Annotated in this window: 20 protein-coding genes; 9 read left to right on the plus strand and 11 right to left on the minus strand. The window is 64.4% G+C overall.

All coding sequences use genetic code 11. The features are described 5' to 3' along the window. Positions 1-64 precede the first annotated feature (64 nt). Complete coding sequence (locus ACYOEI_RS00090) at positions 65-1,186, plus strand: Gfo/Idh/MocA family protein (protein WP_462847201.1); 1,122 nt, start codon at positions 65-67, stop codon at positions 1,184-1,186. 87 nt (positions 1,187-1,273) lie between these two features. Here ACYOEI_RS00090 and ACYOEI_RS00095 read toward each other — a convergent pair whose 3' ends face one another. Continuing rightward, positions 1,274-2,410 carry a carbonic anhydrase family protein gene (locus ACYOEI_RS00095; protein ID WP_462847202.1) on the minus strand — a complete coding sequence of 379 codons (1,137 nt, stop codon included), beginning with the start codon at positions 2,408-2,410 and terminating at the stop codon, positions 1,274-1,276. Between the two features lie 499 nt (positions 2,411-2,909). Here ACYOEI_RS00095 and ACYOEI_RS00100 point away from each other — a divergent pair, with 499 nt between their 5' ends. Continuing rightward, complete coding sequence (locus ACYOEI_RS00100; protein ID WP_462847203.1) at positions 2,910-3,575, plus strand: MBL fold metallo-hydrolase; 666 nt, start codon at positions 2,910-2,912, stop codon at positions 3,573-3,575. Positions 3,576-3,812: 237 nt separating this feature from the next. On the opposite strand, the gene ACYOEI_RS00105 is transcribed toward ACYOEI_RS00100, so the two are convergent. Further along, positions 3,813-4,793 carry a YfaP family protein gene (locus ACYOEI_RS00105; RefSeq protein WP_462847204.1) on the minus strand — a complete coding sequence of 327 codons (981 nt, stop codon included), beginning with the start codon at positions 4,791-4,793 and terminating at the stop codon, positions 3,813-3,815. A 231-nt stretch (positions 4,794-5,024) separates the two neighbouring features. On the opposite strand from ACYOEI_RS00105, the gene larB reads away from it, so the two are divergent. The 3 genes from larB (at position 5,025) to ACYOEI_RS00120 (ending at position 7,436) form a co-directional block, all read left to right on the plus strand. After that, positions 5,025-5,843, plus strand: a complete 819-nt coding sequence (gene larB / locus ACYOEI_RS00110; RefSeq protein WP_462847205.1) for a nickel pincer cofactor biosynthesis protein LarB — start codon at positions 5,025-5,027, stop codon at positions 5,841-5,843. Further along, positions 5,833-6,705, plus strand: coding sequence for an NAD(P)H-hydrate dehydratase (locus ACYOEI_RS00115; protein ID WP_462847206.1), 873 nt, complete (start codon positions 5,833-5,835; stop codon positions 6,703-6,705). The genes larB and ACYOEI_RS00115 overlap by 11 nt, the downstream gene beginning before the upstream one ends. Before the next feature lie 224 nt (positions 6,706-6,929). Beyond that, positions 6,930-7,436, plus strand: a complete 507-nt coding sequence (locus tag ACYOEI_RS00120; protein ID WP_462847207.1) for a hypothetical protein — start codon at positions 6,930-6,932, stop codon at positions 7,434-7,436. A gap of 138 nt (positions 7,437-7,574) precedes the next feature. Here ACYOEI_RS00120 and argJ read toward each other — a convergent pair whose 3' ends face one another. Together argJ and ACYOEI_RS00130 are read right to left on the minus strand one after the other, a co-directional pair. Next, on the minus strand, positions 7,575-8,783 hold the full coding sequence (gene argJ / locus ACYOEI_RS00125; RefSeq protein ID WP_462847208.1) for a bifunctional glutamate N-acetyltransferase/amino-acid acetyltransferase ArgJ: 1,209 nt from the start codon (positions 8,781-8,783) through the stop codon (positions 7,575-7,577). 89 nt (positions 8,784-8,872) lie between these two features. Beyond that, positions 8,873-9,643, minus strand: a complete 771-nt coding sequence (locus ACYOEI_RS00130; RefSeq protein WP_462847209.1) for an SDR family NAD(P)-dependent oxidoreductase — start codon at positions 9,641-9,643, stop codon at positions 8,873-8,875. A 406-nt stretch (positions 9,644-10,049) separates the two neighbouring features. On the opposite strand from ACYOEI_RS00130, the gene ACYOEI_RS00135 reads away from it, so the two are divergent. Continuing rightward, positions 10,050-12,308, plus strand: coding sequence for a hypothetical protein (locus ACYOEI_RS00135; protein WP_462847210.1), 2,259 nt, complete (start codon positions 10,050-10,052; stop codon positions 12,306-12,308). An 82-nt stretch (positions 12,309-12,390) separates the two neighbouring features. Here the strand turns inward: ACYOEI_RS00135 and rdgB are convergent, their stop codons facing one another. The 6 genes from rdgB to argB all read right to left on the minus strand — a co-directional run bounded on the left by rdgB (position 12,391) and on the right by argB (position 18,734). Next, positions 12,391-13,047, minus strand: coding sequence for an RdgB/HAM1 family non-canonical purine NTP pyrophosphatase (gene rdgB / locus ACYOEI_RS00140; protein ID WP_462847211.1), 657 nt, complete (start codon positions 13,045-13,047; stop codon positions 12,391-12,393). A 110-nt stretch (positions 13,048-13,157) separates the two neighbouring features. After that, positions 13,158-14,285, minus strand: a complete 1,128-nt coding sequence (locus tag ACYOEI_RS00145) for a hypothetical protein (RefSeq protein ID WP_462847212.1) — start codon at positions 14,283-14,285, stop codon at positions 13,158-13,160. A gap of 222 nt (positions 14,286-14,507) precedes the next feature. After that, positions 14,508-15,224 carry a ribonuclease PH gene (gene rph / locus ACYOEI_RS00150; protein WP_462847213.1) on the minus strand — a complete coding sequence of 239 codons (717 nt, stop codon included), beginning with the start codon at positions 15,222-15,224 and terminating at the stop codon, positions 14,508-14,510. Between the two features lie 251 nt (positions 15,225-15,475). Beyond that, on the minus strand, positions 15,476-16,423 hold the full coding sequence (gene argF, locus ACYOEI_RS00155) for an ornithine carbamoyltransferase (protein WP_462847214.1): 948 nt from the start codon (positions 16,421-16,423) through the stop codon (positions 15,476-15,478). Positions 16,424-16,446: 23 nt separating this feature from the next. Further along, positions 16,447-17,655 carry an aspartate aminotransferase family protein gene (locus ACYOEI_RS00160; RefSeq protein WP_462847215.1) on the minus strand — a complete coding sequence of 403 codons (1,209 nt, stop codon included), beginning with the start codon at positions 17,653-17,655 and terminating at the stop codon, positions 16,447-16,449. A gap of 107 nt (positions 17,656-17,762) precedes the next feature. Continuing rightward, positions 17,763-18,734, minus strand: a complete 972-nt coding sequence (argB, locus tag ACYOEI_RS00165) for an acetylglutamate kinase (protein ID WP_462847216.1) — start codon at positions 18,732-18,734, stop codon at positions 17,763-17,765. A 233-nt stretch (positions 18,735-18,967) separates the two neighbouring features. On the opposite strand from argB, the gene ACYOEI_RS00170 reads away from it, so the two are divergent. From ACYOEI_RS00170 to ACYOEI_RS00180, 3 genes are all read left to right on the plus strand, one after another. After that, complete coding sequence (locus tag ACYOEI_RS00170; protein ID WP_462847217.1) at positions 18,968-19,435, plus strand: hypothetical protein; 468 nt, start codon at positions 18,968-18,970, stop codon at positions 19,433-19,435. 331 nt (positions 19,436-19,766) lie between these two features. Then, positions 19,767-23,471 (plus strand): methionine synthase, encoded by a 3,705-nt coding sequence (gene metH / locus ACYOEI_RS00175; RefSeq protein ID WP_462847218.1) that lies wholly within the window; start codon positions 19,767-19,769, stop codon positions 23,469-23,471. A 269-nt stretch (positions 23,472-23,740) separates the two neighbouring features. Beyond that, a complete protein-coding gene (locus ACYOEI_RS00180; RefSeq protein WP_462847219.1) occupies positions 23,741-24,256 on the plus strand; it encodes a hypothetical protein in 516 nt (171 codons plus the stop codon). A gap of 141 nt (positions 24,257-24,397) precedes the next feature. Here the strand turns inward: ACYOEI_RS00180 and fusA are convergent, their stop codons facing one another. Beyond that, a complete protein-coding gene (gene fusA, locus ACYOEI_RS00185) occupies positions 24,398-26,470 on the minus strand; it encodes an elongation factor G (RefSeq protein WP_462847220.1) in 2,073 nt (690 codons plus the stop codon). Position 26,471 lies beyond the last annotated feature (1 nt).

A 26,471-nucleotide genomic window follows, 5' to 3' on the forward strand; every position in this document is an offset into this window, starting at 1 on the left:
TATCCTGCACGCGACTCCGCAAGGGTCCCGATCTGAATTCCACGCTGACCGAGGGCGACGTCCAATGGCAAACGACTCCACGATCCGGGTGGCCATCATCGGCCTGGGATTCGGGGCCGAGTTCATCCCGATCTATCAGGCGTACCCGGGGGCCGAGGTCTCCGCGATCTGCCGGCGCTCGGAGAAAGATTTGAACGAGTGCGGTGATCGCTGGAGCATCGCGAAGCGTTACACCCGCTTCGAGGACGTCCTGAACGACCCCGACATCGACGCCGTCCACATCAACTCGCCGATCCAGGACCACGCCCCGCAAAGCCTCGCCGCGCTCAAGGCCGGCAAGCACGTCGCCTGCACCGTCCCGATGGCCACTTCCGTCGAGGACTGCCGCGCGATCGTCGAGGCCCAACGCGCCTCGGGCAAGGTCTACATGATGATGGAGACGGTCGTCTACAGTCGCGAATATCTCTTCGTCAAAGACCTGTACGACAAGGGCGAGCTCGGCCGGATCCAGTTCCTCCGCGGCAGCCACCAGCAGGATATGGAAGGCTGGCCCGGCTACTGGGAAGGGCTCCCGCCGATGCATTACGCCACCCACTGCGTGAGCCCTTGCCTGGCGATCCTCGGCAAACACGCCGAGCACGTCGTCTGCCATGGCTCCGGCCGCATCGCCGAGCACCTGATCCCGAAGTACAACAGCCCGTTCGCGATCGAGACCGCCACCTTCAAGTTCAAGGACTCGGACGTCTGCGCCGAGGTCACTCGCAGTCTGTTCGCCACGGCCCGGCAGTACCGCGAGAGCTTCGACGCCTACGGCAGCAAGAAGACCTTCGAGTGGCAACAGGTCGAAGGCGAAGAGCCCGTCATCCACACCCTCGGAGTTCCCGAGCCCGAGATCCCCAAGCGCGTCCCGGTCCCCGACTTCGCCGAGCGGCTGCCGCAGCCCATCCAGCGCTTCACCACCAAGGGCGTTTACAGCCTCGACGACGAACAGCACCTCTCGTTCACCCAAGGGGGCGGGCACGGCGGCTCCCATCCCCACCTCGTCCACGCCTGGCTGAGCGCGATCCGGGGCGAACGACCGGCCCTGCCCGATGCGGCAACCTCCGCTAACTGGACCATGGTCGGCCTCTGCGCCCATGAGTCGGCGCTCAAGGGGGGCGAGAAGATCGTTATCCCGACCTTCTGAGCGTTCGAGATCCATTCAAAAAAGAGACCCGGCCTTTCGTTCAAAGCCGGGTCTCTGTGGCGACTTCGACCGAGGCACCAGGAGTGCTCAGAACCGGCGGACGTTGGTGAAATTCAGGCCGACCATCGTCGGCCCCTGGAAGTTGACATTGTAAGTGAATTGGTTCAACTGTCGGCCGTCCAGGGGCTGGATCGGTCGGTTGTTTGGCAAGAATCCAGACCCGCTGGCGACCGCTTCGTACTGCTTGAGCTGCTGGAAATCCATCGTCATCGGGGTCGAGAGGACGAAAAAGTTGACCGGCTGCGACAGGGGCGGGGTCGTCAGCGAGCCCTGGTAGAACCAGCCTTGAAGGCTTGAAGGGATCAGGCCCGCGAAATTGATCGCGCTGGTCCCCGGCGTGGAGGTCCCACTCGTCGCGAGGTGGGCCGTCGCCGTGTCGAGGATCGGTTGCAACGCGTTGTTATGGGCCCCGAGCTGGAGGAAGACCGCGACCACCGAAATGGCGCCCGAGGCGTTCACATTCACGAAGTGCTCCTCCATCGTGAATCCCTGATGGGCGACCAGGTGCTCGCTGGGATCATGGAAATGGAACTGGGCGAGTTGGAATGGCTGGCCACCGACCGTGATGCTGTCGGCCGTCGAACTCGAGAATTGCAACTGGAGCTCATGCCCATCGTTCACGATCTGCGAGGGGACGGCACCCGCATAGTTGATGGAGAGAAACTGTGAGAGGTCGACGGGGGGGACGTTGATGTCGATCGGCGACTGGAACGGCCGATCACCACCGGTCGAGACCGTGTCCCAGAAATAGACTCCGACCGGCCCAAGCGTCGGGTCGCTGTTGCCCGTGGTGTAATTCCACGAACTGCTGCCGAACCCCGGCGCCATCGAACCGGTGGGCGTCCCGAAATTGAAGGTCGGGGACGTCTGCACGAACCGCCCCGGTACCATCTCGCGGATCACATACGCGCCCGCCGTCGGCACCCTGAACGCATAGTTGCCCCGCGCGTTCGTCAGGGTCTGCCTGATCACGACCCCGTTGGCATCGAGCAATTGGATGCGAACCCGGGCCATCCCCCGGCCAGTCGCCCCGTTCGTGACGGTCCCCCCCACAACCCCCACCGACGTTTGCCCCGACTGATCGGCGTGCAAACCATGACGGGCTGGGACGTGGCTTCGCGTCGCCGCCCCGATACCAACGCTCACGGTCGAGGCAGACGCCACCGTCCGATCCTCGAGGGATTCGCACGACGGCCTAAACGGTCGGCGCGGCTTCCTACGCTCGGATCGGACAGGATCGATCATGGCAATCTTCATGGATGTTCATCTCCGAATTAAAATCACAGGAGATCGACCGAAACGAGGCCATCGCCGTCGTCCTGACGACGACCGCGCCCGACCTTCACGGGTCCCGTCGCATGGGCTCATCCGGCGGCATCGCCTCGACCAAGGCTCCGCTGGGCCCACGGACAACCTAATCCCCCAAACGACCCCATCACCCTACCTTCGCGGAATCCATACTATTGTCCCGCTTTCACTCCACGCAAGAGACAAGCCTAACTTGTCCACGCGATTCCTCCCAAATTAACAGCATTCGGATCCCTTTAGGCCCTCCTGCGGTCTCGATGGCGAGGAATTGAGGGCCGTCGCGAGGGTTCGCCTCGAACGGGTATGATGGAGGACTGCCTTATGAAGACGTTGAACGCAGGTTTCGCCGGGAGAGATGATGCGAATTACCTGGTATGGGCATGCCGCGTTTCTGATCGAAGCGGAGGAGCGAAGGATCATCCTCGACCCGTATCGGTCGCCCGACTCGGGAGGATATTTACCGATCAATGAAGGGGCCGACCTCGTCGTGGTCAGCCACGAGAACGACCGATACCACAGCCATCTCGGACAGATCACTCCCCCCTTCCGGGTGCTGAAAGCCCTGGAAGTCGGTCAGGAGGGAGAGTTCGCCTGCGGGATCCGATTCGAGACGATTCGCGTCTACGAAACGCCCGAGCGGAAACCCGAGGACGAGGTGACGATCGTCCACTTCCACGCGGAAGGCTTGCACGTCGTGTTCCTCGGTGATCTGGGTCATGCACTAGGTGAAGGTGAGGTCGAGCGGTTGCGAGGTGCCGACGTCTTGATGATCCCGGCCGGAGGTCCGCCGACCCTCGACTTTCCCGAGATGCCCCCCTTGCTCGACGCCATCGGTCCCAAGCTGATTCTCCCGATGCATTACAAGACACCGAGAATTAATCTCAACATTCAGCCCCTCGAGCGATTCCTCGATCTGTTCGAGGAGATCCCCGTCGATCGTCCTGGAGGCCCGACTCTGGAAGTCGTCCCCGGAACCCTGTCGTCAGCGTCTCGGATCGTCGTCCTCGAGCATGCACGTTGAGGTGACGTCGGCTCGACAACAGGTTCGATCGATGAGGTACGACGGGCCGTCGAAGTCGCCCGTGGATCAAATCGAGACGCCGGGGCGTCATTCCTCAATCTCGGCCCGAGATTTAGGTCAAGTCAATCGAAGTTCGGGCCGATGCTTATCCCTAGAAGATTTTCCAGTGGTTGAACACGAAGGCGTCGGTGATACCTGGCGGTTCACCGACGCCTTCGTGTTTGCGCGTGAATGAATTCATCGAGACAAAGAAGGTACGACGGCGGGCTCGGTTGGCTTGACGTTGAGCGTGTAAATCTTGCTCCGCTCGTTGAGTGCGCGAAACTTACCGTTCACCACCGTGACTTTGCCGTTGTGCTTGATCCGGACTTTCCACTTCGTCGGTTTCGGGATCCCTCCGAAGCCTCCCCAGTACACGACGAACCACTTGTATTCGCCGGGTGGCCCTGCCCCTTTGATTTTCCCGCCATCGGGGCCGTCGTCGTGGAGCCAGTAGATATTCTCGGGGCCGAATCCCTTGGTATTGTCGACGTCGAGTTCACCGCCGAGCCCGGCCTTGCCCTTCGGGTCTTCCCAGAAGATCTCCTTGCCTCCCGGTTCGATCACGTGAAGGTCGAGGTCGGCGTCGTTGTCCCAGAGGAGCGTGAACTGGGGGTCGCCGACCTTCACCTCGACGCCTCGGATCGTTTCGCCCCCATCGCCGAACCGAGCGAGACCGAAGCCGTCGCCATTCCCGGCGCCGGGGTTGATGGTGTCGAGGCCGCCATCGGCAGACGGCTTGTCCGAGCCTACCGACTTGGCGACGACCTTGGGTTCGGGCTTCGGGAGCTCGAGCGGCTTGATGACGGCTGGCAGAGGATCCGGGGCGGTCGGGACCGGGGCCGGTTCGATCGTCAGTTCGGTATTCAGCCCCCCCGTCTCCGTCAGGCCCTCGTCGACCCCCATCTCCGCTCCCATGAGCCTCGAGCTGATCGGCCTGGGCGTATCCGCCTTGGGGGAGAAGTACCAGAAGGCGAGGATTAGTAGGACGACGGCGTGGATGACGAGCGAGGAGCTCCAGCCCTTGACGTCCTCTTTCGTGAGGAAGGGTTTGGGGGCCCCGTCCTCAACATCCGGTGAGGTGGTGACGAGAGGGAGCGGGGGAGCGACCTTCGGAGGGTTGGCGGGTTTGGCGATCAGGGTGATCGCCCGAGCGGCCTTCGGCGACTCGGCAAACATCGCTCAGTTCCCTCCGCATCGGGGACGCGATCGTCGTAGGGGCTCGTCCGAGGGGAAAACGGCCGGTGACGCACGGCACAGAAAGGTCGTCGTTAGGAACCACGATAGCACGCCAACAGACACGCGCGAAAGTCCGAACTGATTGCGGTATGACGGTCGCTGGGTTACAAAGGTTTCGTTGAGTTGGGCCGCCCTCCGCGAAGCCGAGGCACCGAGAGTCGAGACAGTCACATGGATTCGGAGTCGCTCAGACAGTTGCTCGAGGCGGTCCGCCACGGCCGGGTCTCCCCGACCGAGGCCACGCACAAGATCCGGACGGCCCCGTTCGAAGACACCGGCGGTTTCGCCACGGTCGACCTCCATCGGGGTGTCCGGTGCGGTTTCCCCGAAGTCATCTTCGGGCAAGGGAAGACCGCGAAGCAGATCGAAGACATCCTCGCCGTCTTGCTCAAGCACGACCAAGGGGGCCTCGTCACTCGCGTCGAGGAGGCCACGGCCGAGCACCTGAAACGAGTCTATCCCCAGGGCGAACACAACGTCCTGGGCCGGACGTTCCGCATCAAGGGCCCGGCCGACCCCGGCCCGGCGCTCGGGCGGGTGGTAATCGTGACGGCAGGGACGAGCGACCTTCCCGTCGCCGAAGAGGCGAGGGTCACCGCCGAGTCGTGGAACTGCGACGTCCGGGTTTTGGCCGACGTCGGCGTCGCCGGGCTGCACCGGATCCTGACCAAACTCGACGCCCTCGGCGGGGCCGATGTCGTCGTGGTCGTCGCGGGGATGGAAGGGGCGCTGCCCAGTGTCGTCGGGGGCCTGGTCGACTGCCCGGTCATCGCCGTCCCGACGAGCATCGGCTACGGCGCGGCCTTCGGCGGGCTCGCCGCCCTCCTTGGGATGCTCAACAGTTGTTCATCTAATGTCGTCGTCGTCAATATTGACGCAGGATTCAAGGGAGGCCACGTGGCCGGCCTGATCGCGCGGAGGGCCGGGCAGGCTCGACTCGCGGGGGCGGCCGACGCGGCCTCGTCTGGAGAGCCAGTTAATGTCGCTTGAACGGATCACGACCCTGCCGACCCTCCCGAAACGGCAACCGGACAGCCACAAGGGCCTGTTCGGCACCGTGCTCGTCGTGGCAGGGAGTCGGGGCATGGCGGGCGCCGCGGCCCTCAGCGGAGCTTCGGCCTTGCGGTCGGGGGCGGGTCTCGTCCGAATTGCCACGGCCGCCGAGGTCCAACCGACGGTCGCCAGCTTCGAGCCCTCCTACATGACCTACCCCCTCGAATGCGACGGGGAGGGGTTGATCCGATTCGAACCGGCGCGTGCCCGACTCGAACGATTCCTCGAGACCTCGAGCGTCCTGGCGATCGGACCGGGCCTTGGCCAATCGGACGACATTCGCAAGCTCATCCGTTGGGTCACCGAGTCGGTCAAGATCCCGGCGATCCTCGACGCCGATGCGCTAAACGCCCTGGCGGGACAAACCGATGCGCTCTCGGGCCTCAGGCATCCGGTTGTCATCACGCCCCACCCCGGCGAGTTCGCCCGACTCACCGGTCGGAGCATCGCCGAGATCCAGGCGGACCGCGAGCGACACGCCATCGCCTTGGCGCAGGAGGCGGATCACCTCGTCGTCGTCCTGAAGGGGGCGAAGACCGTCGTCACCGACGGGACGAGGGTCTATGAGAACATGACCGGCAACCCCGGCATGGCGACGGGTGGCTCGGGCGACGTGCTGACGGGGGTGATCGCGGCCTTGATCGCCCAGAAGCTCCCTCCGTTCGAGGCCGCCCAACTCGGCGTCTATATCCACGGCCTCGCCGGGGACATCGCCCGGGACCAGAACGGGGAGATCGGAATGATCGCCGGCGATATCGTCGACGTGCTCGCCGACGCGTTTTATCACCTCAGCGCCTGACGTTCGAGCCTCATCGCTGTTTCCATCGACGGGTCCGACGATCGGTCGGGCTCGTCGAACATCGAACAGAGCCTTCACAATACGGCAACTCCCGCGCCGCTTGGCCTGTCCCTGAGAAGATTCCTCTTGTATACTTCCTAGTTGGCTGGATCGGGCCGGGACGGATCCATCGAGAGGCGGGCCCCGGCCACACTCGCCGAGCGATGAATGCGAAGGAGGTCGGGGTGTCGTCACGCGAAAACCCATCGTCGCCGCCTTGGACGTACCGCATGGAAGTCTCGCCGACGGGCCAGGGCTCCTCTCAGCCCGCCCCCAACTACAACGACCCCATCGCCCTGCTCCACTTCCTGGTGAATCTCCAGAACCAGTCGCTCGAGATCCAACGGCAGATCCTCGAAAATCAGAAGCAGCAACTCGAACTCGCCCGGGAAGCGGCTCAGGTGAGCCGAGACCAACGCATCCGTCAAATCGCCGAGCTCGAACGCTGGCAAACCGGCCACGAGCCCGTCCTCGAACACTGCCGAGAGTCGCTCGGGAATCTCGAGAAGGTCCACGCCGCTCTCATGGGCGAGCTCGCGACCTACGTCTCCGAGAATCACGAGAACCTGATCGATGGCGACTACGCCCTCACCGACTTCGTCGATCGCTTCGGGCCCAGGCTCGCCCACCTCAACACGATGCTCGCCGTCCTCCGCCCATTGGCCGCGTCGATCAAGAAGGCCGAAGCTTGAGCACCGCTCCCGAAACCCGGTTTTTTCTTCAAAACCGGGATTCTGACACAGTCGACGTCGACCCCTCCCGGAATCGCCCGGCCAACTCCATCATAAACCCGGTTTTGAAGAAAAAACCGGGTTTCGAACGACTTGAAATCACGTCGTATAGTCGGCATTCAAGTGGATGTATTCCGCCGTGAGGTCGCAGGTCCAGAACCGGATTTTCGCCTCGCCTCGGCTGAACACCAGTCGGATCGACGTCTCTCGCTCGGCCCGGAGTTGGGCTGAAACCGCGGGCGCGTCGAACCGCTGGGGCACGCCGTCGAGATACAGCAAGGTCCCGTTGAGCCAGAGCGAGACCTGGGATTCCTCGAAGTCGACCCCGGAGTAACCGGCAGCGGAGACGATCCGACCCCAGTTCGGGTCGGCCCCGTGGATCGCCGTCTTGACGAGCGGACTATCGGCGACAGCCCGGGCGAGCGTGCGCGCCTCCTCGCGATCGCGTGCCCCTTCGATGTCGATAGTGATCAGGTGCGTGGCCCCTTCCCCATCCTCGGGGATCATCCGCGCCAGCGATTGACATTGCTGATATACCAGCTCGCCGAATGCGTCGAGATCCTTGCCCTTCAGCGGCGTGGGCCCCCCGGACGAGGCGCCGTTGGCCAGAAGCAGGACCGTGTCATTGGTGCTGGTGTGTCCCTCGACGGAGATGCAGTTGAACGACTCCTCGACCGCCTGAGAGAGGATCTTCTGGAGGTCATCAGGGGCCACATTCGCGTCGGTCAGGAAGAACCCGAGCATCGTGGCCATCTTCGGGCCGATCATCGCGGCCCCCTTGGCCATCCCGAAGAGGGTGACTTCGGCTCCACCCAGTCCACGACGGGCCGAGACGACCTTAGGACGGGTATCCGTCGTCAGGATCGCCCGTGACGCCGAGTCGAAGCTCTCGGCCGACGGGGAGAGTCCTTCGAGGGCTTGGGTCAGTCCGGCACGGAGTCGGTCCATCGGGAGTTGGTGGCCGATCACACCCGTGGAGGCGACGAGGACCTGTTCCAAATTACAACCCAGCCCCTTGGCGGCGTGCTCGGCGGTCGCTCGGGCATTCTCCTCGCCCTGGGCGCCGGTCGCGGCGTTGGCATTGCCGGCGTTGATCACGATCGCCCGGATCGCCGAAGACGGCAGGAGCCTGCGGTCCCAACGCACGGGGGCCGCGCAGACGCGGTTGGTGGTGAAGGTCCCGGCCCCGGCGCAGGGGCGATCCGAGACGAGCAAGGCTAGGTCCAGGCCCCCCGAAGGCTTGATACCCGCCTTCACCGACGCCGCCTGAAATCCCGAAGGAAGCTCCCAACCCATGTGCGACCCCATGATCCGACCGTCCTCTCGCGAACTCAGAACCGTCGACTCGAAACCCTTCACGTCCCGAGGCCCGCGGCAACGGGCCTCGAGGCTTTCCCTCACTGGGCGGTGTAACCGCCGTCAATGAACAATGTGGCGCCCGTCATAAAGCTCGAGGCCTCCGAGGCGAGGAACACCGCGGCGGGCCCGAGTTCCTCGGGCTCTCCCCAACGCCCCAACGGCACCTTCGACTGCATGGCCGCCTTGACGGTTGCGTCGGTCAGGAGCGCCGTGTTGATCTCGGTCGCGAACGGCCCGGGGCAGAGGGCGTTCACATTGATACCGTCGCCGGCCCACTCCAGGGCCAGGGTCTTGGTCATCAAGGTCAGCCCTCCCTTGCTCGACGCATAAGGAGTGCGGCCCGGCAGTGCGATCTCTCCGAGCATGCTCGAGAGGTTGATCACACGCCCCCACTTCTGCCGCTTCATCGGCTCGGCCACGGCCCGACAGCAGAGCCAGGGGCCTTTCAGGTTGGTGTCGATCACCTCGTCCCAGTCCGCCTCCGAGAGTTGCTCGATCGGGCCTCGGATGTTGATCCCGGCGTTGTTGACGAGGATGTCGAGCCGGCCGAACGACTCGAGGACCTTCGCGACCATCGCGCGGACGTCCACATCCTTCGTCACGTCACCGGTGAGGCCGAGCGCCCGTTGGCTGGTCGCATCGGAGACCTGCCCCGCGACCTCGGTCGCCCGAGACGGGTCCCGCGCCGTGAGCGCGACCGAAGCACCCGCGGACGCCAGGGCGTCGACGATCGCCCGGCCCAGGCCACGGGTCCCGCCCGTCACCAGCGCCACCTTGCCGTCCAGGCGAAACCGATCCATGACGCTCATCGCCAACTCTCCCGAGGCCCAGGGCCCGGACCGCTCGTCCGGCGCACCGCCCCGATAGCGTACCCCACGCGGAGGAGAGGCCATAGGCCCTCGGAAGGTTCGCTGGGAGTTGGTGCCGGTTGGCGAAACTCTCTCGGTTCTTCCCGATCGCCTAATTCCGGTCTCCTTGGCGGATTTCCTGGTATTAAGGGGCCTCTAAGGAAGCTACGTAACACCTGGGTAAACCTTGCGTTTTGGCAAACTTGGTTTGCTAGGAAATTTGGAGAAGTCGTTGAAGCCCCCGAGGCCGGTTGGCCGAAGGTTAAGGGTGAGTTGGCGGAACGTGGTTGATTGAGCGGAGCTCGACGGCCCGTCACCCGTGAATCAGCGATGATAGGTCGGGAGTGTTGTTGAGGAGCGTCTGACGATGTGGAAACTTCTGTCGGTCTCTCTCGTGACCCTGTTCTTGGGGGCATGGGCGACCGAGCACCCGGCGGAGGCGGCCAGCTATGCTGGTGGTGCCTCAACTCGATGTTGCCCGGTGCCCCAGGAGTGTGGGGGGCACGTAGAATATCAACTCCAACGGCAGACCGTCCTCCGGAGCGTCCAGGAGACGGTCTACGAGTCACAGCAAGTCGCGTGCGTCCGTGATATCTGCGAAACGGTGATGCAGCCCAGGACCGTCACCACCCTGCAGAGCTACACGGAGCAACACGTCCGCGACGTCCCCTATACGGTGCAACGGCCCGTGTATCGTACCGTGCAGCGGGAATGCCGCTACACCGTACAACGGCCCGTTTCCAGGACGATCTGGAAGGATTGCACCTACACGGTGAATCGACCGGTTCGCGAGACCCATATCGAGAACCGTTTCTATACCGTCAGCCGGCCCGTGCGAGAGACCACCCTCAAGTCCTGCGTCTACAACGTATGCACGCCGGTCCGCGAGGTCTCGTACAAGCAGTGCTACTACACGGTCTGCCGGCCCGTGCAAGAGACCTTCATGAAGACCGTGAACTACACGGTCTGCCGGCCGGTCCAGGAGACCGCCTACAAGAACTGCACCTATACGGTGTGCCGCCCGGTGCAGAAGACCTGCTACCGCTCGGTCCCCTACACGGTGCAGGTGCCGGTCCAGTGCACGGTGATGGAATGCCAGCCGTACACGACGATGGTCTCGGTCCAGCAGTGTGCTTATAAGCAAGAGGCTTATACCGTCAATCGCCCGATCCGCGAGACGGTGATGCAGGAGCAGCGCTACACCGTCCAGACTCCGGTGCGCCGGACCGTCATGGAGAACTGCACGTACACGGTCAGCCGTCCCGTCCGCGAGACGGTGATGCAGGAACAGCGCTACACCGTGTGCCGCCCGGTCCAGACGACCACGTACCAGACGGTCAACGAGACCTGCTACCGCACGGTCAGCGAGACCGCGGTCCGCGAGGTCTGCGAGACGGTCTGCGTGCCGACGACCCAGGTCCAGCAGGTGACCCGCGAGTGCGGCGAGTGGGTGACCCAGCAGATCGAAGTCCCCGGCAAGATGGTCTGCCGCGACGGTTGCTGGTATCAGTGCCCGCCGACCTACGTCTGCAAGCGGGTCTGGTGCCCCCGGACTGTCGTCGAGAACGTCTCGTGCACGGTCTACACGCCCCAGCAGGTCGTCAAGCAGGTCCCGTACACGGTCTGCAAGCAGGTGCCGTACACCGTCACCAAGCAGATCCCCGTGACGACCTGCCAGATGGTCGCGCAGGAATGCGTGAAGACGGTCCCGGTGACCACCTGCCGCATCGTCAATGAGACGTGCGTCAAGCAGGTCCCCCGGACGATCTGCGAGATGGTCGCCAGCGAGTGCGTCAGGCAAGTCCCCGTGACCACCTGCCGGATGGTCAGCGAAACGTGCTACCGCACGGTCCCCTACACTTACTGCACCCAGGTCCCCCGGACCTGCATGCGGCGTGTTCCGGTCACCGTGACCAAGATGTGCAGCAAGACCCTGTGCCGACAGGAGGCCTACCAGGTCACCCAGATGGTGCCCGAGACTTGCGTCAAGCAGGTCCCCTACACCATCACCCGGATGATCCAGGTCCCCTGCACGAAGCAGGTTCCGTGCACCATCACCCGGATGGTCAGCGAGACCCGCGTCAAGCAGGTCCCGGTCACGACCTGCCGGATGGTCACGACCCAGCACGTGAAACAGGTGCCCGTCACGACCTGCCGGCTCGTGACCGAGACGCGGACCTGCCAGGTCCCCGTCACCACCTGCCGCTTGGTCTCCGAGACCTGCGTCAAGCGGGTCCCGCAGACGATCTGCGAGACGGTGACTGAGGAGTGCGTCAAGTACGTCCCGCAGACGATCTGCGAGACCCAGACCGTGCAGTGCGTCCGACAGGAGCCCTATACGGTCTGCAAGCAGGTCCCGGTCACCACGACGGTCCACTGCCCCGTGACCGTCAAGCGGCAAGTGACCGAGACTCGCAACGTCTGCGTCCCGCGGACGATCTGCCGGCAAGTTCCGGTCGAAGTCTGCGTCCAGGTCCCGGTCACCGTCCACTGCCCCCCCGCCGTGCTCCCCTCGGCACAGAGCGTGGTGGCTTCGGCCCAGACCGAGATCCCCACGACGACCCTCCCGGCCTGCGATCCTTGCGACCGCAAGCACCCGCTCTTCGGCCGCTTCGCGAGGCATTGAGCCGAGGCTCGACACCTCCCCGGGCCCTAGATCGCTTGGACGCCTTCCGGAACCCTTCCGGAAGGCGTCCTTCCGTTTCGAATCAGCCCATCGCCCCCTGGACGATCAGCCGTTCCAGCCCCGCGCGGAAGACGGAGAAGGCGCGGGCTCGGTGGCTCAACTGGCTTTTCACCACGGGGCTCAACTCCCCGAAGCTCTTGTGATATTCGGGGATGTCGAAGAGTGGGTCGTAGCCGAACCCGTTCGGCCCCCGGCCGACCCGGGCGATCCGCCCTCGGCAGGCCCCTTCGGCCTCGAGTCGGACCTCCCCCGAGGGGTCGGCGAGCGCGAGGGTGCAGATGAAGGCCGCCCCTCGGCGTTCGTCGGGGACGTCGGCGAGGGCTTCGAGGAGCTTGCGGTTGTTCGCCTCGTCGTCCCCGTGCACGCCTGCGTAACGGGCCGAATAGACGCCGGGGGCGCCTCCCAGGGCATCGACGGCGAGCCCCGAGTCGTCGGCAAGGGCCCAAAGGCCGAGGGTCTTGGCGGTCTCGCTTGCCTTCTTGCGTGCATTCCCCGAGAAGGTCTCGGCGTCTTCGACAACGTCGGGGAAGTCGGGGTATTCGGCCAGGGAGACCAGGACCAGTCGCCCTAACCTCGGGTTGGGTTCCCAGCTCGGGTTGAGGAGTTGGGCGATCTCCAACCCCTTCTTTCGATTCCTCGTCCCGAGGACGACGCGGATGGGGTCCGTTGCCTCGTTCATGGTCCATTCAGCCGGGTTTTGGGGTCAAGTCGTGCCATACCAATGGAAGAGGCCGTCCCGGTCAAGAGTGCCGGGGCGGCCCTTTCGCCAACAGGCGATACCCCTCCGACTCAGTTCGGCTTGATGGAGCCGAGGTCTGTCAGTTGGGTTGCCGGGACAATCACCATACCAGTCTTTTCCGGGCTCGACAGGGCGCTCGCCTGCCGGAGCAGGTTGTCGCGAAGCGCGGCGGCATTCGGGTCGGTCGGCGAGTTGAACGACCCGATGAGCACCTTGCTCGAGGTCCGGTCGTGGTAGACGTAAGCTTGTTGGCCCGTGGTCTTCACCATCGGATCTTTCGAGATCTTGGAGGCGAGTCGCTCCGCGTCCTCGGCGGCGGTGGCCAGGGGGCTACGACCCAGGGCCTGGCTGCCGCCGAGCGACTGGTTCATGTCGATGTTCAGCGCGGCGGAGCCACTGAAAATCTTCGACCGGCCGGTGAACTCCGCGATCTGGAGCGAGTAGCGACCCGGGCAGTTGAAGATACTCCGAGGTCCCTGATTCATTTGCGCGATCAGCGGATCCTGCTTACCCGGGAAGATGTCCTGGACCGGGACGAAGGGGTTCGTCGTCCGGATCGCCTGCTTGAGACCCTCGCGAACGAACGTCCGCCCGAGCGCCTCGCCCCAACTGTGACTCTCTTTCATGTTCTCAAGGCACTTCGGCTTGATCTTCTTGACCTTGTGCAGGAGGACTTCCGAGCCCTTCAAAGTCTTCTCGTTGCCGACGAGGACGACCGCCTCGTCGGTGGACCGGAATTTCTCCGGCGGGGTCAGGCGTGAACGGGCCGCGGCACGCTCGGCGGTCGGCGGAACTCCCCAGATATTGCTGTTGCGCGGGAAGTCCTTCAGGCGGAGGATGTAGGCGGGGAGGTTGTAATCCCTCCTCAACTCGAGGACGAGCGCGAGGGCCTGCTGCTCGGAGCCGGGGCCGCGGAACGGGCGAGCCATGACCATGAACGGGCCGGCTTCCTTGGTGAGGAGATAGGGCTCGAGCGGGTCGTGGTCGACGAGCATCGGCCCGCGAGGGTCCGGCGTCGTGGGCGCGGTCGAGGTCGCGGCCGGGACGACGTTCTTATCCACCCGAGCGGCGGCGGGCGCCCCGCGTCTCGCCGCGTTGCGCGAGACGGGAGACTGGGCGAAGACGGTCCACGCGGTCAACGAGCTGGCCAGGGCCAGGGCGACGATCGGCGCTTTCATGGGCGATCCCCCATCCTGTCGGGTTCGCGAATGTGCAGGCAGGAGGGGTACCCGTCCTTGGGTCCTCCGTGTCCCGCCTCGGGCCTATTGGTACCGGAACGGTCGCGAGGTTGTGGAAGCGCGTTGTCGTGTCGGCGACGTGAGGGCCGGACTCTAGCAGAACTCCCAAAGAGGGGCCAGATCGATTACGGCCCATTCTTTCGGAGACTTGAGTGTTTCCACTCACGTCGCGAACGGCCAGTCCTCGCCGAGGGCTTCGCGCTGGAGCCGTGTCAGTCGATCGATCCCGAACTCGCCGAGCGTCGTGAGGGCCTCGAGTTGACCTCGCGAGAAGGTCCCCCCTTCGCCGGTTCCCTGGAGCTCGACGAACCCGCCGCGACCGAGCCGGACGACGTTGAAGTCGACGTCGGCCGAGGAATCCTCGCGGTAGTCGAGGTCGAGGACCGGCTCCCCATCGACGATCCCCGTGCTGACGGCCGCGATGCTGTCGCGCAAGACGGAACGGGCCGCCTCGCCGAGCCTGGCGCAGAGGCCGTCGACGACGGCGATGAACGCGCCGGTGATGGCGGCGGTCCTCGTGCCGCCGTCGGCCTCGATCACGTCGGCGTCGACGTGGACCGTCCAGGGGCCGAGCGCCTTCGTGTCGATCACCGCGCGCAGGCTCCGGCCGATCAATCGCTGGATCTCGGTCGAACGGCCGTCGGGCCCTCGCGACTTCCGGGTCGGCGTGCTCCCCGGCAGCATCGCGTATTCGGCCGTCAACCAGCCGATCCCTTTGCCCTCGAGGAAAGGCGGGACCTTGTCCGAAATCTGCGCCGTGACCAGCACGGTCGTCCCGCCGGAACGGTAGAGGACGCTCCCCGGGCTGTTCCTCGCAAACCCGCGATCGATCTTCACCGGTCGCAATTCGTCGGGACGTCGACCGTCGTGTCGGCTCATCGTAGGCTCCCGGTGCGCTTTGTTTATAGGGATGTTCACGTCCGAAACCCAACACCCAAGAATCGGTGCCAGATCTTCGGATACAGGCTCGAAGCCGATCCCGAAACCCGGCCTTTTCGTGAAGACCGGATTACTGACGGAATAAACGACGACGTCCCAGGCGGAGTCGGCAGCGTCGACCGCGTCGGAACCCGGTTCTTAAGAAAGGACCGGGTCTCGACAAGGACTCACTTACCCCCGGTCGAAGCAGCCTAAGGTTTGGGGGCGAAGCCCTCGGGCCATCTCTCGGTCAGTTGCCAGATCAGGAGGGCCTTCTGGAGATGGAGCCGATTGGCGGCCTGGGGGATGACCACGCTACGAGATCCGTCGAGGACCTCCGACGTGACCTCCTCGCCTCGGCGGGCGGGGAGGCAGTGGAGGAAGATCGAGTCGGGGCGTGCCGAGTTGAGCAGTTCTTCGTTGACCTGGAACGGAGCGAACGCCGCGGCCCTGAGCTCGGCCTCGTGCTCCTGGCCCATGCTCGCCCAGACGTCGGTGTAAATGACGTTGGCACCGACCAGGGCGCGTCGGGGGTCGTGCTCGACCACGAGCGAATGACGCGGGAAGGTCGACTCGAACTTGGCGCGGAAGTCGGCCGGGAACTCGTAACCGACGGGCGACGCCAGCACGAACTCGAGGCCGAGCAGCGCCGAGGCCAGGGCCAGCGACCTGGCCACGTTGTTGCCGTCGCCCACGAAGACGAGCTTGATGCCGTCGAGCCGCCCGAGGGTCTCCTGGATCGTCAGCACATCGGCCAGGGCCTGGCAGGGGTGGGCCGCGTCGGAGAGGGCGTTGACGATCGGGATCGTGGCGTGCCTGGCGAGTTCCTCGACGGTCGCGTGCGCGAAGGTCCGGACCGCCAGGGCATCGACGTACTGGCTGATGACCCGGGCGAAGTCGGCGATACTCTCGCGAACCCCCATGCCGACGTCTTTGCCGTGCATGAAGATGGAGCTACCGCCGAGCTGCGCGATCGCGGCCTCGAAGCTCACGCGAGTCCGGAGTGAGGGCTTCTCGAAGATCAGGCCGAGCGTCCTGCCCGACAAATACGGCGGACGCTCTCCTTGCGCATCGCGACGCTTCAGCTCGATCGCATGGTCGAGAAGGTCGCGGGCTTCGTTGGCCGAGATGTCGAAGAGATCGATCAGGTGGCGAGTCATGGGGGCAGCCTCCACTGTGGCGGTCAGGACGGCTGCCGACGAAGCACATCGACCAGGACGGCACACCCCTCGTCGATCTGGTCATCGCCGAGGTTCAGTGCCGGCAGGAGTCGCACGACGTTTCCGTGGGTCGCGTTGATCAGGAGCCGACGTTCGAGGCACTCGGCGACGACCGATGACGCGTCGAAGGAAAGCTCAAGGCCGATCATCACGCCAGCGATCCGGATGTCGCGGACCAACTCGGGACGTTCCTTCTTGAGGGCTTCGAAGTGGCCTCGGAACCGTTCCCCGATGGCCGTCCCTCTCTCGAGGAGGTCTTCCTCCTCGATCGTTTCGATCGCGGCGAGCCCCGCACGACAGGCGATGGGATTCCCCCCGAAGGTGCTGGCGTGCAACCCGGGCTTGAGGGCCGCCGCCACCTCGGGCCGAGCCATCATGACCCCCGCGGCGACGCCCCCAGCCAGGGCCTTGGCGCAGGTCAGGATGTCGGGAGTGATGTCCGAGTGCTGATAGGCGAACCACTTGCCGGTCCGCCCCAGGCCCGTCTGGACTTCGTCGAGGATCAAAAGGACCCCGCGCTCATCACAGGCTTCGCGAAGGCCGGCGAGGTAACCGGGCGACGGGACATTCACGCCCCCTTCGCCCTGGATCGGCTCGACGATCACGGCAGCGGTCTGGTCGTCGAGGACGGCCTTGACCGCGTCCAGGTCGTTGTACGGTACGTACGAGAACCCCGGGAGCATGGGTCCGAGGCCCTCGTGGTACTTCGGCTGGGCGGTCGCCGTCAGCGCGGCGTAGGTCCGACCGTGGAACCCGTGCTCCATCGAGACGATCTTGAATCGACCCGAGGGATGACCGTAGGCCCGGGCGAGCTTGATGGCGGCCTCGTTCGCCTCGGCACCGCTGTTACAGAAGAAGCACTGGCCGCCGAAAGAACGGGTCGAGAGGGCCTCGGCGAACGCCCCCTGGGCCTCGATGTACCAGGTGTTCGGCACATGGATCAACCGGCCCACCTGCTCGCGCACCGCCTCGACGATCTTGGGCGGGCAATGACCGAGCAGGTTGCATCCCCAGCCGGGGAAGAAGTCGAGGTAACGGTTCCCCTCCGCGTCCCAAATCCACGAGCCCTCGCCCCTGACCAGGCAGACCGGATAGCGTCGATAATTGGGGATTACGTACTGGCCGAACTGGGCAATCGTCTCCGCGGAACTCTGATTCGCGACTGGCGCCAAGGCAGGAGCTCCCATCATGGCCGGCGGGCCGGCGAAGGGTGATTCGGGGACACGGCGATCACGTCGAGACGAGGCCCGCACCCGCGACAGGGCCGGGCCGGGGACCGTCAATGCCTGGCGAGGTCCGAATTCCGAGCCTTGGACCGTTTATCCAGGTCCTTCAGCCCGATTTCGGTCCCGATGCCGGTCTCGGTATACATCTCGAGCAGGAGCGAGTGGCGGAGCCTGCCGTCGATGATGTGCGTCTTTCCCACCCCTTGCGCCAGGCTCTCGAGGCAGGCCTCGACCTTGGGGATCATCCCCTTGTCGATGACCCCTTCCCTGATCAGGGCGTGGCACTCGTCGGGTGACAGACTCGGGATCAGACTCCGAGGTTCATTCCGGTCGCGGAGGATGCCCGGTGTGTCGGTTAGGAAGACCAGTTTCTCGGCCTTGAGCGCCTCGGCGACCGCGGCCGCCGCGGTGTCCGCGTTGACGTTCAGGAGGCGACCGTCCTCCGCCTCGGCGAGCGAGGGGAGTACGGGCACGACGCCCGCAAGGCAAAGGTTCTCGATCGGCGGGACGTCGACCTCGTCGACTTCGCCGACGCGCCCCAGGTCGATCTCGTTCCCCGCCCCGTCCGGCAAGGTCAGGCGGTGCCCGAAGAGGCATTGCGTCGTCTTGTGGTGGAGACCGGCCGCGCGACCGCCATATTTGGTGATATGTCGGACGATGTCGGCGTTGATCTCCTCGGCGAGCACCCGCGCGACGATGTCGAGCGTCGCGTCGTCGGTGTACCGCCTCCCCTGCACGAAGCGGGCCTCGAGGCCCGCCTTCTCCATCGCGAAGGTGATCGCCTTCCCGCCGCCGTGCACGACCACGGGGCGCATCCCCACGGTTTGCATGAAGACGATGTCGACCAGGAGGGCACGGAGCGACTCGGGATTCTCCATGACGGAGCCCCCGAGCTTGATCACCGTGAATCGGCCGTGGAACTTGCGAATGTAGCCGAGAGCCTCGATCAGGACGTCCGCCTTGCGGATCGCTTCTTCATACAACGTCGTGACCCCCACTGCCTGTCCCAAACGGTCGATGGCCAAACCACCATTGTCCTCACCTCGGGCGGTTTTGTAAAGCCCTTGCCAAACGTCATCCATGCTCGCAGCACAAGCTCACACACATGCGACGATCACCTCGGCACCAGGCTAGCCCGGAGGGGCCGCACTCACACCCGACGGGCCGGGCAACGGGATGGTGAAATCATGCGTCCCTGATTAGAATGAAAGCGGAGTCGTCTCATTCCGAACCCGGGCAAGACTTCGGGATCCCGTCGATGCGGTCGATTCGAATTGGGCCCCGTCGAAGACCAGTCGTCGAGGGCGTGATCCACGACCCGGAGTTCGACGTGCCGAGACGGCCACCCCGGGTCGTCCTCGAATCCCAACTCGCCGCGCACCAGCGGTTGGTCGCGAACCCGTTCCTTGCGTTCCTGGCCTTGATCGTGTGGGTCATGGGGATCCACTTCGCCTATTCGAGCAAGGACCTCCCGATCCTGATCATGTTTTTACTCGGGCTGATCGGAATCGGCCTCCTGTTCCAGTACCACTGCCTCGATTGCGGGTCGACCGGGAACCTGTTGCGCTGGCGGCGACACGCGTGCGAACGGGTCATCGCCAGGCAGGAATCGGGGCGAGTGCGACGATTCCGAGGCCCGAACCCCGCGATCCAGACCCTCCTCTGGTCCTACATGGCGATCCTCGCGGCGATCTTCGCCGCGGTCACGGCCGTCTTTTCACCTTGATGCGGACCGCCCAGCCCGCGTCGGCCATCCCCCACGCGCAGGCGAGATCGTGTCCGCCTTGACAGTTCCTCCCGACCCGCAAGATAATTACGTTCCGCCAGGTCTCGCGACCCGCGCGGAGCGATCTTTTCGCGCTCATGTTGAGATCTCAGTGGTGCTGAGATCGATCGGTGAAAGCCCTATCGTGTAACACTCTCAACGCTTGTGATGCGAAGCCCCGGAGTCGACCCGACCCGAGGCTTCGCCCAACGCCCGCTTGGCTCCTCCCCGACGCATCAACGTACGCTATTCCCTCCTCGCCTGCGTCCAGGCCTTTTCCCGGGGTTCTCTGATGACCACGACCACCGCGACCGACACGCGATCTCGTCTCGAACAGATCCTCTCCGAGCGGATCATGGTCCTGGACGGTGCCATGGGCTCCATGCTGATGCGCCACAAGTTCAAGGAGGAGGATTTCCGCGGCGAGCAATTCCGCGACCATCCGAAGGAAGTTCTCCAGTGCTACGACTTGTTGACGATCACACAACCGCATGTGATCGAGGAGGTCCATCGCGCGTATCTCGAGGCGGGCGCCGACATCATCGAGACCAACTCGTTCGTGGCGAATGCCGTACAGCTCGCCGGTTGGGGGCTGGAAGACTATGCCTTCGAGCTGAACCGTGCCGCCGGCCAGCTCGCACGGCGAGTCGCGGACGAGATGACCGAGAAGACGCCGAACAAGCCCCGGTTCGTCGCGGGCAGCATCGGCCCGACCGATAAGACCGCGTCGATCTCACCGAAAATCAACGACCCCGGCTACCGCTCCATCAGCTTCGACGAGTTGGTCTCGGCGTACAGCACCCAGGTCGAGGGGTTGATCGCCGGCGGGGTCGACATCATCTTCCCCGAAACGTCGTTCGACACCTTGAACCTCAAGGCCTGCCTGTTCGCGATCGACCAGGTCTTCGAGAAGCTCGGGCGAAAGCTGCCCGTGATGATCTCGGGCACGATCACCGACATCAGCGGCCGGACCTTGATCGGCCAGACGACGGAAGCGTTCTGGGAGTCGGTCTCGCAATTCGACATGCTCAGCGTGGGCCTCAATTGCGCGCTGGGCGCGAAGCAGATGAGGCCTTTCATCGAGACGCTTTCAAATCAATCGCATAGTTTCATCAATTCCCACCCCAACCTTGGATTGCCGGACGGCTTCGGCGGCTTCACCGACACGCCCGAGAACATGGCCGCCACCATCGGCGAGTTCGCCGCCAACGGCTGGCTCAACATCATCGGCGGGTGCTGCGGCTCGAACCCCGAGGTCATCCGCCTGATCTCGGAGACTGTCAGCAAGTATCCCCCCCGACAGCGCCCCAAGCGATCGACCCATAGCAGCTACAGCGGCCTCGAGTCGCTCACGCTGACGCCGGAAACGAACTTCATCATGGTCGGCGAGCGGACCAACATCACCGGCTCGAAGAAGTTCGCCCGCCTGATCCGCGAAGATCGTTACGACGAGGCGCTCGCCGTGGCTCGCGACCAGGTCGAGGGCGGGGCGAACATCATCGACGTGAACATGGACGAAGGCCTGATCGACGGGCCGAAGGCGATGACCCGGTTCTTGAATCTCATCGCCTCGGAGCCCGACATCGCCAAGTTGCCGATCATGATCGACAGCTCCAACTGGGATGTCATCGAGGCTGGGCTCAAGTGCGTCGCCGGGAAGTCCATCGTCAACTCGATCAGCCTCAAGGAGGGCGAGGAGGAATTCCTCCGACGCGCGAAACTCGTCAAGCGGTATGGGGCCGCCGCGGTCGTGATGGCGTTCGACGAGCACGGTCAGGCGGTCACCGCCGATCACAAGGTCGAGATCTGTGCTCGCAGCTTCAAGCTCCTCACCGAGACCGCCGGCTTCCAACCGTGCGACATCATCTTCGACACGAACATCCTCACCGTCGGCACGGGGCTCGAGGAACACAACAACTACGCGGTGGAGTTCATCGAGGCGGTCCGACGTCTCAAGGTGATGTTCCCCGAGGCGAAGACGAGTGGCGGCGTCAGCAACGTCTCCTTCTCCTACCGCGGCAATGACACCGTCCGCGAAGCCATGAACGCGGCTTTCCTCTACCATGCGATCCGCGCCGGGCTCAGCATGGGGATCGTCAACGCGGGCCAACTCGCCGTGTATGACGAGATCCCCAAGGACCTCCTCGAGCGCGTCGAGGACGTCCTGCTCAACCGCCGCCCGGACGCTTCCGACCGTCTGACCGAGTTCGCCGAGACGGTCAAGAAGAAGGGCAAGAAGGATACGGGACCGGACGTCTCCTGGCGGCAGGGGCCGGTCGAGGAACGCCTCAAGCATGCCCTCGTCACCGGCACGGCCGACTATGTCGAGGCCGACGTCGAGGAAGCCCGCCAGTCCTACCCGCGCCCGCTCTCGATCATCGAAGGGCCGCTCATGGACGGCATGAACGTCGTCGGCGACCTGTTCGGGGCGGGCAAGATGTTCCTGCCCCAGGTCGTGAAGAGCGCGCGGGTGATGAAGAAGGCGGTCAACTACCTCATGCCCTTCATGGAGGAGGAGAAGTCCAAGGGGGGTGGCGTGAGGAAGGCCCGTGGCAAGGTCCTCATGGCCACGGTCAAGGGAGACGTCCACGACATCGGCAAGAACATCGTCGGCGTCGTCCTCGGCTGCAACGACTACGAGATCATCGACCTCGGCGTCATGGTCCCCTGTGCGACGATCCTCCAAAGGGCTCGCGAGGAGTCGGTGGACATGATCGGGCTGTCGGGCCTGATCACCCCCTCACTTGATGAGATGGTCCACGTCGCCAAGGAGATGGAGCGCGAAGGCTTCGAGGTCCCGCTGCTGATCGGCGGCGCCACGACGAGCCCCAAGCACACCGCGGTCAAGATCGCCCCGAGCTATCACGGGAGCGTCATCCACGTCAAGGACGCCTCGCGTTGCGTCGGCGTCGTCGATCGGTTGAATCGCCCCGAACTGCGTGAGCAGTTCGATCGCGAGAACCGCGAAGCCCAGGAGAGCGATCGCGAGAGCTTTTCGCGACGGCGCCAGCGCAAGCTCGTCAGCTACGCCGATGCCCTCGCCCGTCGTTTCACCATCAACTGGGCCGAGTCGCCGGTCTCGACGCCTTCGTTCCTCGGTCCTCGCGTCCTTTGCAACTATCCGCTCGGCGAGCTCGTCGATTACATCGATTGGTCGCCGTTCTTCATGTCCTGGGAACTCAAGGGGAAGTACCCCGCCATCTTCGACGACCCGATCGTCGGGACCGAGGCCAAGAAACTCTTCGACAACGCCAGCAAGTTGCTGAAACTGATCATCCAGCAGAAGCAACTTACGGCCAACGCGATCTATGGCTTCTTCCCGGCCAACTCCGATGGCGATGACATCGTCCTCTACGAGGACGAGTCGCGGACGACCGAGCGTTGCCGACTCCCGATGCTCCGGCAACAGTGGGAGCGCGAGGGACAGACCTCGTTCCGCAGCCTGGCCGACTACATCGCGCCCAAATCGTCGGGCATCCCCGACTATTTGGGGGCCTTCGCGGTGACGACGGGCATCGGCATCGAAGCGCTCGTCGAGGCCTTCGAAAGCGACGACGACGACTACAACTCGATCACCGTCAAGGCCCTGGCCGACCGGCTCGCCGAGGCCTTCGCCGAGCACCTCCACGAGCGTGCCCGGCGCGACTGGGGCTACGGGCGTGACGAACGCCTTTCGAAGGAAGAGCTGATCGACGAGAAGTATCGCGGAATCCGGCCCGCCTCGGGCTACCCGACCTCGCCCGACCACACCGAAAAAAAGGTGCTCTGGGAAATCCTCGACATCGAGGCGGCGACCGGGATCCGCCTCACCGACTCCTACGCCATGTACCCCGGCGCCGCGGTCAGCGGGCTCTACTTCGGACACCCGCAAGCCCGCTATTTCGCCGTCGACATGATCACCCGCGACCAGGTCGAAAACTACGCGGCGAGGAAGCGGATGCCGATCGCGGAGGTCGAGCGCTGGCTCGCCCCGAACCTCTCGTACGATCCGGATTGATTCCGGGCCGACTTGCAGGGGGGCGCAGGGGACTCGCCCCGGGCCTCCGACCGAAGTCCCCCCGTCCACGGCCCGACTGTTGCACGACTTCGGCTGAAGGTCGGGACTCAGGATCTTCCACGACGATTCCAAGGCCATAAATCCGACGCACCCGAGGCTCGAGGCTAGGTCAAGTCACGCGGGTGCTTTAGGATTTCATTGTGGACTCGTTCGACGAGGCTGCTTCGGCCTGGTCGAAGGGGACACGACCCAGCACTCGAGGTACTCTCATGAAACGACACCGCCAGGTCGTATTCGCCGCAGTCCTCTCGGCCTCGACGCTCACCCTTGCGCTCGCGCAAACGCCGCCGGCGTCACCACCGCCCCCGCCGACATCCGCCCCGGCCGTTCAGCCGGCATCGGCTCCGAATCGCCCCGCAGCCGCACCGGTCAAGCGGGCGCAGTCAAAGACCCGGCGTCAGAGCATCGTCCATCATTATCCCTATCCCTATCCCGCCTACTACCACGGCGATCGTTCGGCCGGATGGAGGAACCCGGGCGGGGTCGGACGCTTCGCCGAATATTATCCCGCGGGCAATCAGATGCAGATCGACAACTCCAACGAGCACGATGCCGTCCGCGTCGCGACCTTCGGCGACGGGGGAGTTCCGACGCGACAGGAACAAATGCAAGCCCAGCAGATCGGCATCCAGCGCGAAAACTCGATCATGCGTCACATCGACAACTACGCACGGCCTTCTTACGGCTACGGGATGGGCGTTGGATACTTCGGCGGCTTCTATTGAGCCGCAATTCGGGTGGCTGCTCGGCGGGCTGCGGGCCTCCCGACTTCCCGTCCGGCCGACGCGAACGGGCCGAGGGATCCTGTTGAGCCCCCGGCCCGATCCTCATTCAAACCCGGTCGATCAAAGCGGTCGAAAGGGTTCTCAGTCTTCCTCAATCCCGGCTCGCGACTTGGTCCAGCGATCGACGAGGTTCTGTTGGACGTTCGGAGGGACGGGTTCGTAGGACTTGAACTCCATCGTGAACGAGCCCCGGCCCCCGGTCATGCTCTTCAGGTCGGTGGCATACCGGAGCACTTCGCTGAGCGGGACGGTCGCCTGGATCGACTGGAGGCCGCCGGCCTGCGACTCCATGCCCGTGATGTGCCCTCGTCGCGTCGACAGGTCGGCGGAGATGTCGCCGAACTTGTCGATGGGGACGATGACCTCGAGCGAGACGATCGGTTCGAGCAAGCTCGGCCGGGCGGCGACGAACGCCTTGCGGAACGCCGTTGCGGACGCCGTCTTGAAGGCTTGCTCCGAGCTATCGACCGCGTGCGAGGAGCCGAAGAAGACCTCGACCTCGACGTCCACGACCGGATTGCCCGACACCACCCCCTTCTCCAGCTGCTCGCGGACCCCTTTCTCCACGGCCGGGATGTACTGGCTGGGGATTACCCCTCCCTTCACCGCGTCGATGAAGTGGAAACCGTCGCCACGAGCCCGGGGCCGGACGCGAAGTTGCACGTCGGCGAATTGACCACGGCCCCCGGTCTGCTTCTTGTGCCGGTGATGGGCCTCGGACTCGCCGGAGATCGTCTCGAGGTAGGGAACGTGGGGGACATGCGTGTTGATGTCGAGCTTGTAACGGTTCTTCAAGCGATGTTGGATGACGTCGAGGTGGAGCTCGCTCATCCCCGAGATGACCAGCTCGTGCGTCTGCGAGTCGCGGCGGAACTGGAAAGTCGGGTCTTCGTCGGCGATCTTGGTGAGGCCGACCGAGATCCTCGGCTCATCCTCTCGGGTCTTGGGCTCGACCGCCCGAGGCACCATCGGCGTAGGAAACTTGATCGGCTTCATGACCATGTGGGTGGCGTGCCCATTGCCCGCGCCGGTGACGGTGTCGGAAATGTGCAGGTCGTCGAATTTGGCGATGGCGATGATGTCGCCGGCGATCGCCTCCTTGACTTCCTCCTGCGTCTTGCCCTGGAGCCGGTAGAGATGGCCCGGCTTGCCGGTCTTGCCCGTCCGGAGATTGACCAGGGTCGTGTCGTGGGAAATCCGGCCGGAGTGGATGCGGAGGAAGCTGAGCTTGCCCATGAAGAGGTCGTTGCTCGTCTTGAAGACTTGCGCGACGAGCTCGCCGTCCTCGTGGGGTTCGAGCTCGACTTCGGCGTCCTCGACGTCGTCGCGGGCGGCCAATCGGTGGACGTCCGTCGGGTTCAGGCTGCAATCCGCGAGCAGGTCGAGGAGTTCCCGGAGCCCGATGTCCTTGCGGGCCGAGATGCAGACGACGGGCACGAGTTCGCCTCGGGCGATCGCGTGGCAGGCGGCGGTCCGGAGCTCCTCGATCGGGAGCGTCTCGCCTTCGAGGTAACGGTTCATCAGGTCTTCATCGGTCTCGACGATCTGCTCGACGACCATCTGATAGGCTTCGGCCGGATGCATCGGGCAGCCGTCAGGGATGTCGGCGGGTGGGTCGAGGACGTCGATGATCCCCGTGAGCGACGTTCCTTGCCCGACCGGGACGAAAAACGGGACGCATTGGTGCCCGAAGCCTTCGCGCAGGCGTTCGAGGGCCGCGAGGAAGTCGACGTTGTCCGCGTCCATCTTCGTCAGGCCGATGATCCGACCGAGCTTCAGCCGGGTCGCCTCGTGGAAGATGCGCCTGGTGTTGACCTCGATGCCGGAAGCGGCGGCGACGGCCAGGACGACGTTCTCGACCGCGGCGAGGCTGCTGAGGGCATTGCCGATGAAGTCGGGATATCCCGGCGTATCGATGAGATGGATCTGTTTGTCGTGCCACTCGAGGTGCAGGAGGTGGGAATCGATCGTGAAGTGGCGACGCTTCTCCTCGTCTTCGACGTCGGAGATGCTGGTCCCGTCATCGACCGAGCCGCGACGGTCGATGGCCCCCGAGGAATAAAGAAGGGCGTCGGCAAGGCTGGTCTTGCCCGACGCCCCATGTCCAGCCAGGGCAATGTTGCGGATGTCCGTGAGGTGATAGGTCGTGGTCATG

This window comes from Singulisphaera rosea, assembly GCF_054877945.1.

Excerpts from the sequence above, each read along its gene's own strand:
- ACYOEI_RS00090 (WP_462847201.1), top strand. The coding sequence starts at position 65 with ATGGCAAACGACTCCACGATCCGGGTGGCCATCATCGGCCTGGGATTC.
- ACYOEI_RS00100 (WP_462847203.1), top strand. The coding sequence starts at position 2,910 with ATGATGCGAATTACCTGGTATGGGCATGCCGCGTTTCTGATCGAAGCG.
- ACYOEI_RS00105 (WP_462847204.1), bottom strand. The coding sequence starts at position 4,793 with ATGTTTGCCGAGTCGCCGAAGGCCGCTCGGGCGATCACCCTGATCGCC.
- larB (WP_462847205.1), top strand. The coding sequence starts at position 5,025 with ATGGATTCGGAGTCGCTCAGACAGTTGCTCGAGGCGGTCCGCCACGGC.
- ACYOEI_RS00115 (WP_462847206.1), top strand. The coding sequence starts at position 5,833 with ATGTCGCTTGAACGGATCACGACCCTGCCGACCCTCCCGAAACGGCAA.
- argJ (WP_462847208.1), bottom strand. The coding sequence starts at position 8,783 with ATGGGGTCGCACATGGGTTGGGAGCTTCCTTCGGGATTTCAGGCGGCG.
- ACYOEI_RS00130 (WP_462847209.1), bottom strand. The coding sequence starts at position 9,643 with ATGAGCGTCATGGATCGGTTTCGCCTGGACGGCAAGGTGGCGCTGGTG.
- ACYOEI_RS00135 (WP_462847210.1), top strand. The coding sequence starts at position 10,050 with ATGTGGAAACTTCTGTCGGTCTCTCTCGTGACCCTGTTCTTGGGGGCA.
- rdgB (WP_462847211.1), bottom strand. The coding sequence starts at position 13,047 with ATGAACGAGGCAACGGACCCCATCCGCGTCGTCCTCGGGACGAGGAAT.
- ACYOEI_RS00145 (WP_462847212.1), bottom strand. The coding sequence starts at position 14,285 with ATGAAAGCGCCGATCGTCGCCCTGGCCCTGGCCAGCTCGTTGACCGCG.
- rph (WP_462847213.1), bottom strand. The coding sequence starts at position 15,224 with ATGAGCCGACACGACGGTCGACGTCCCGACGAATTGCGACCGGTGAAG.
- argF (WP_462847214.1), bottom strand. The coding sequence starts at position 16,423 with ATGACTCGCCACCTGATCGATCTCTTCGACATCTCGGCCAACGAAGCC.
- ACYOEI_RS00170 (WP_462847217.1), top strand. The coding sequence starts at position 18,968 with ATGCGGTCGATTCGAATTGGGCCCCGTCGAAGACCAGTCGTCGAGGGC.
- metH (WP_462847218.1), top strand. The coding sequence starts at position 19,767 with ATGACCACGACCACCGCGACCGACACGCGATCTCGTCTCGAACAGATC.
- ACYOEI_RS00180 (WP_462847219.1), top strand. The coding sequence starts at position 23,741 with ATGAAACGACACCGCCAGGTCGTATTCGCCGCAGTCCTCTCGGCCTCG.
- fusA (WP_462847220.1), bottom strand. The coding sequence starts at position 26,470 with ATGACCACGACCTATCACCTCACGGACATCCGCAACATTGCCCTGGCT.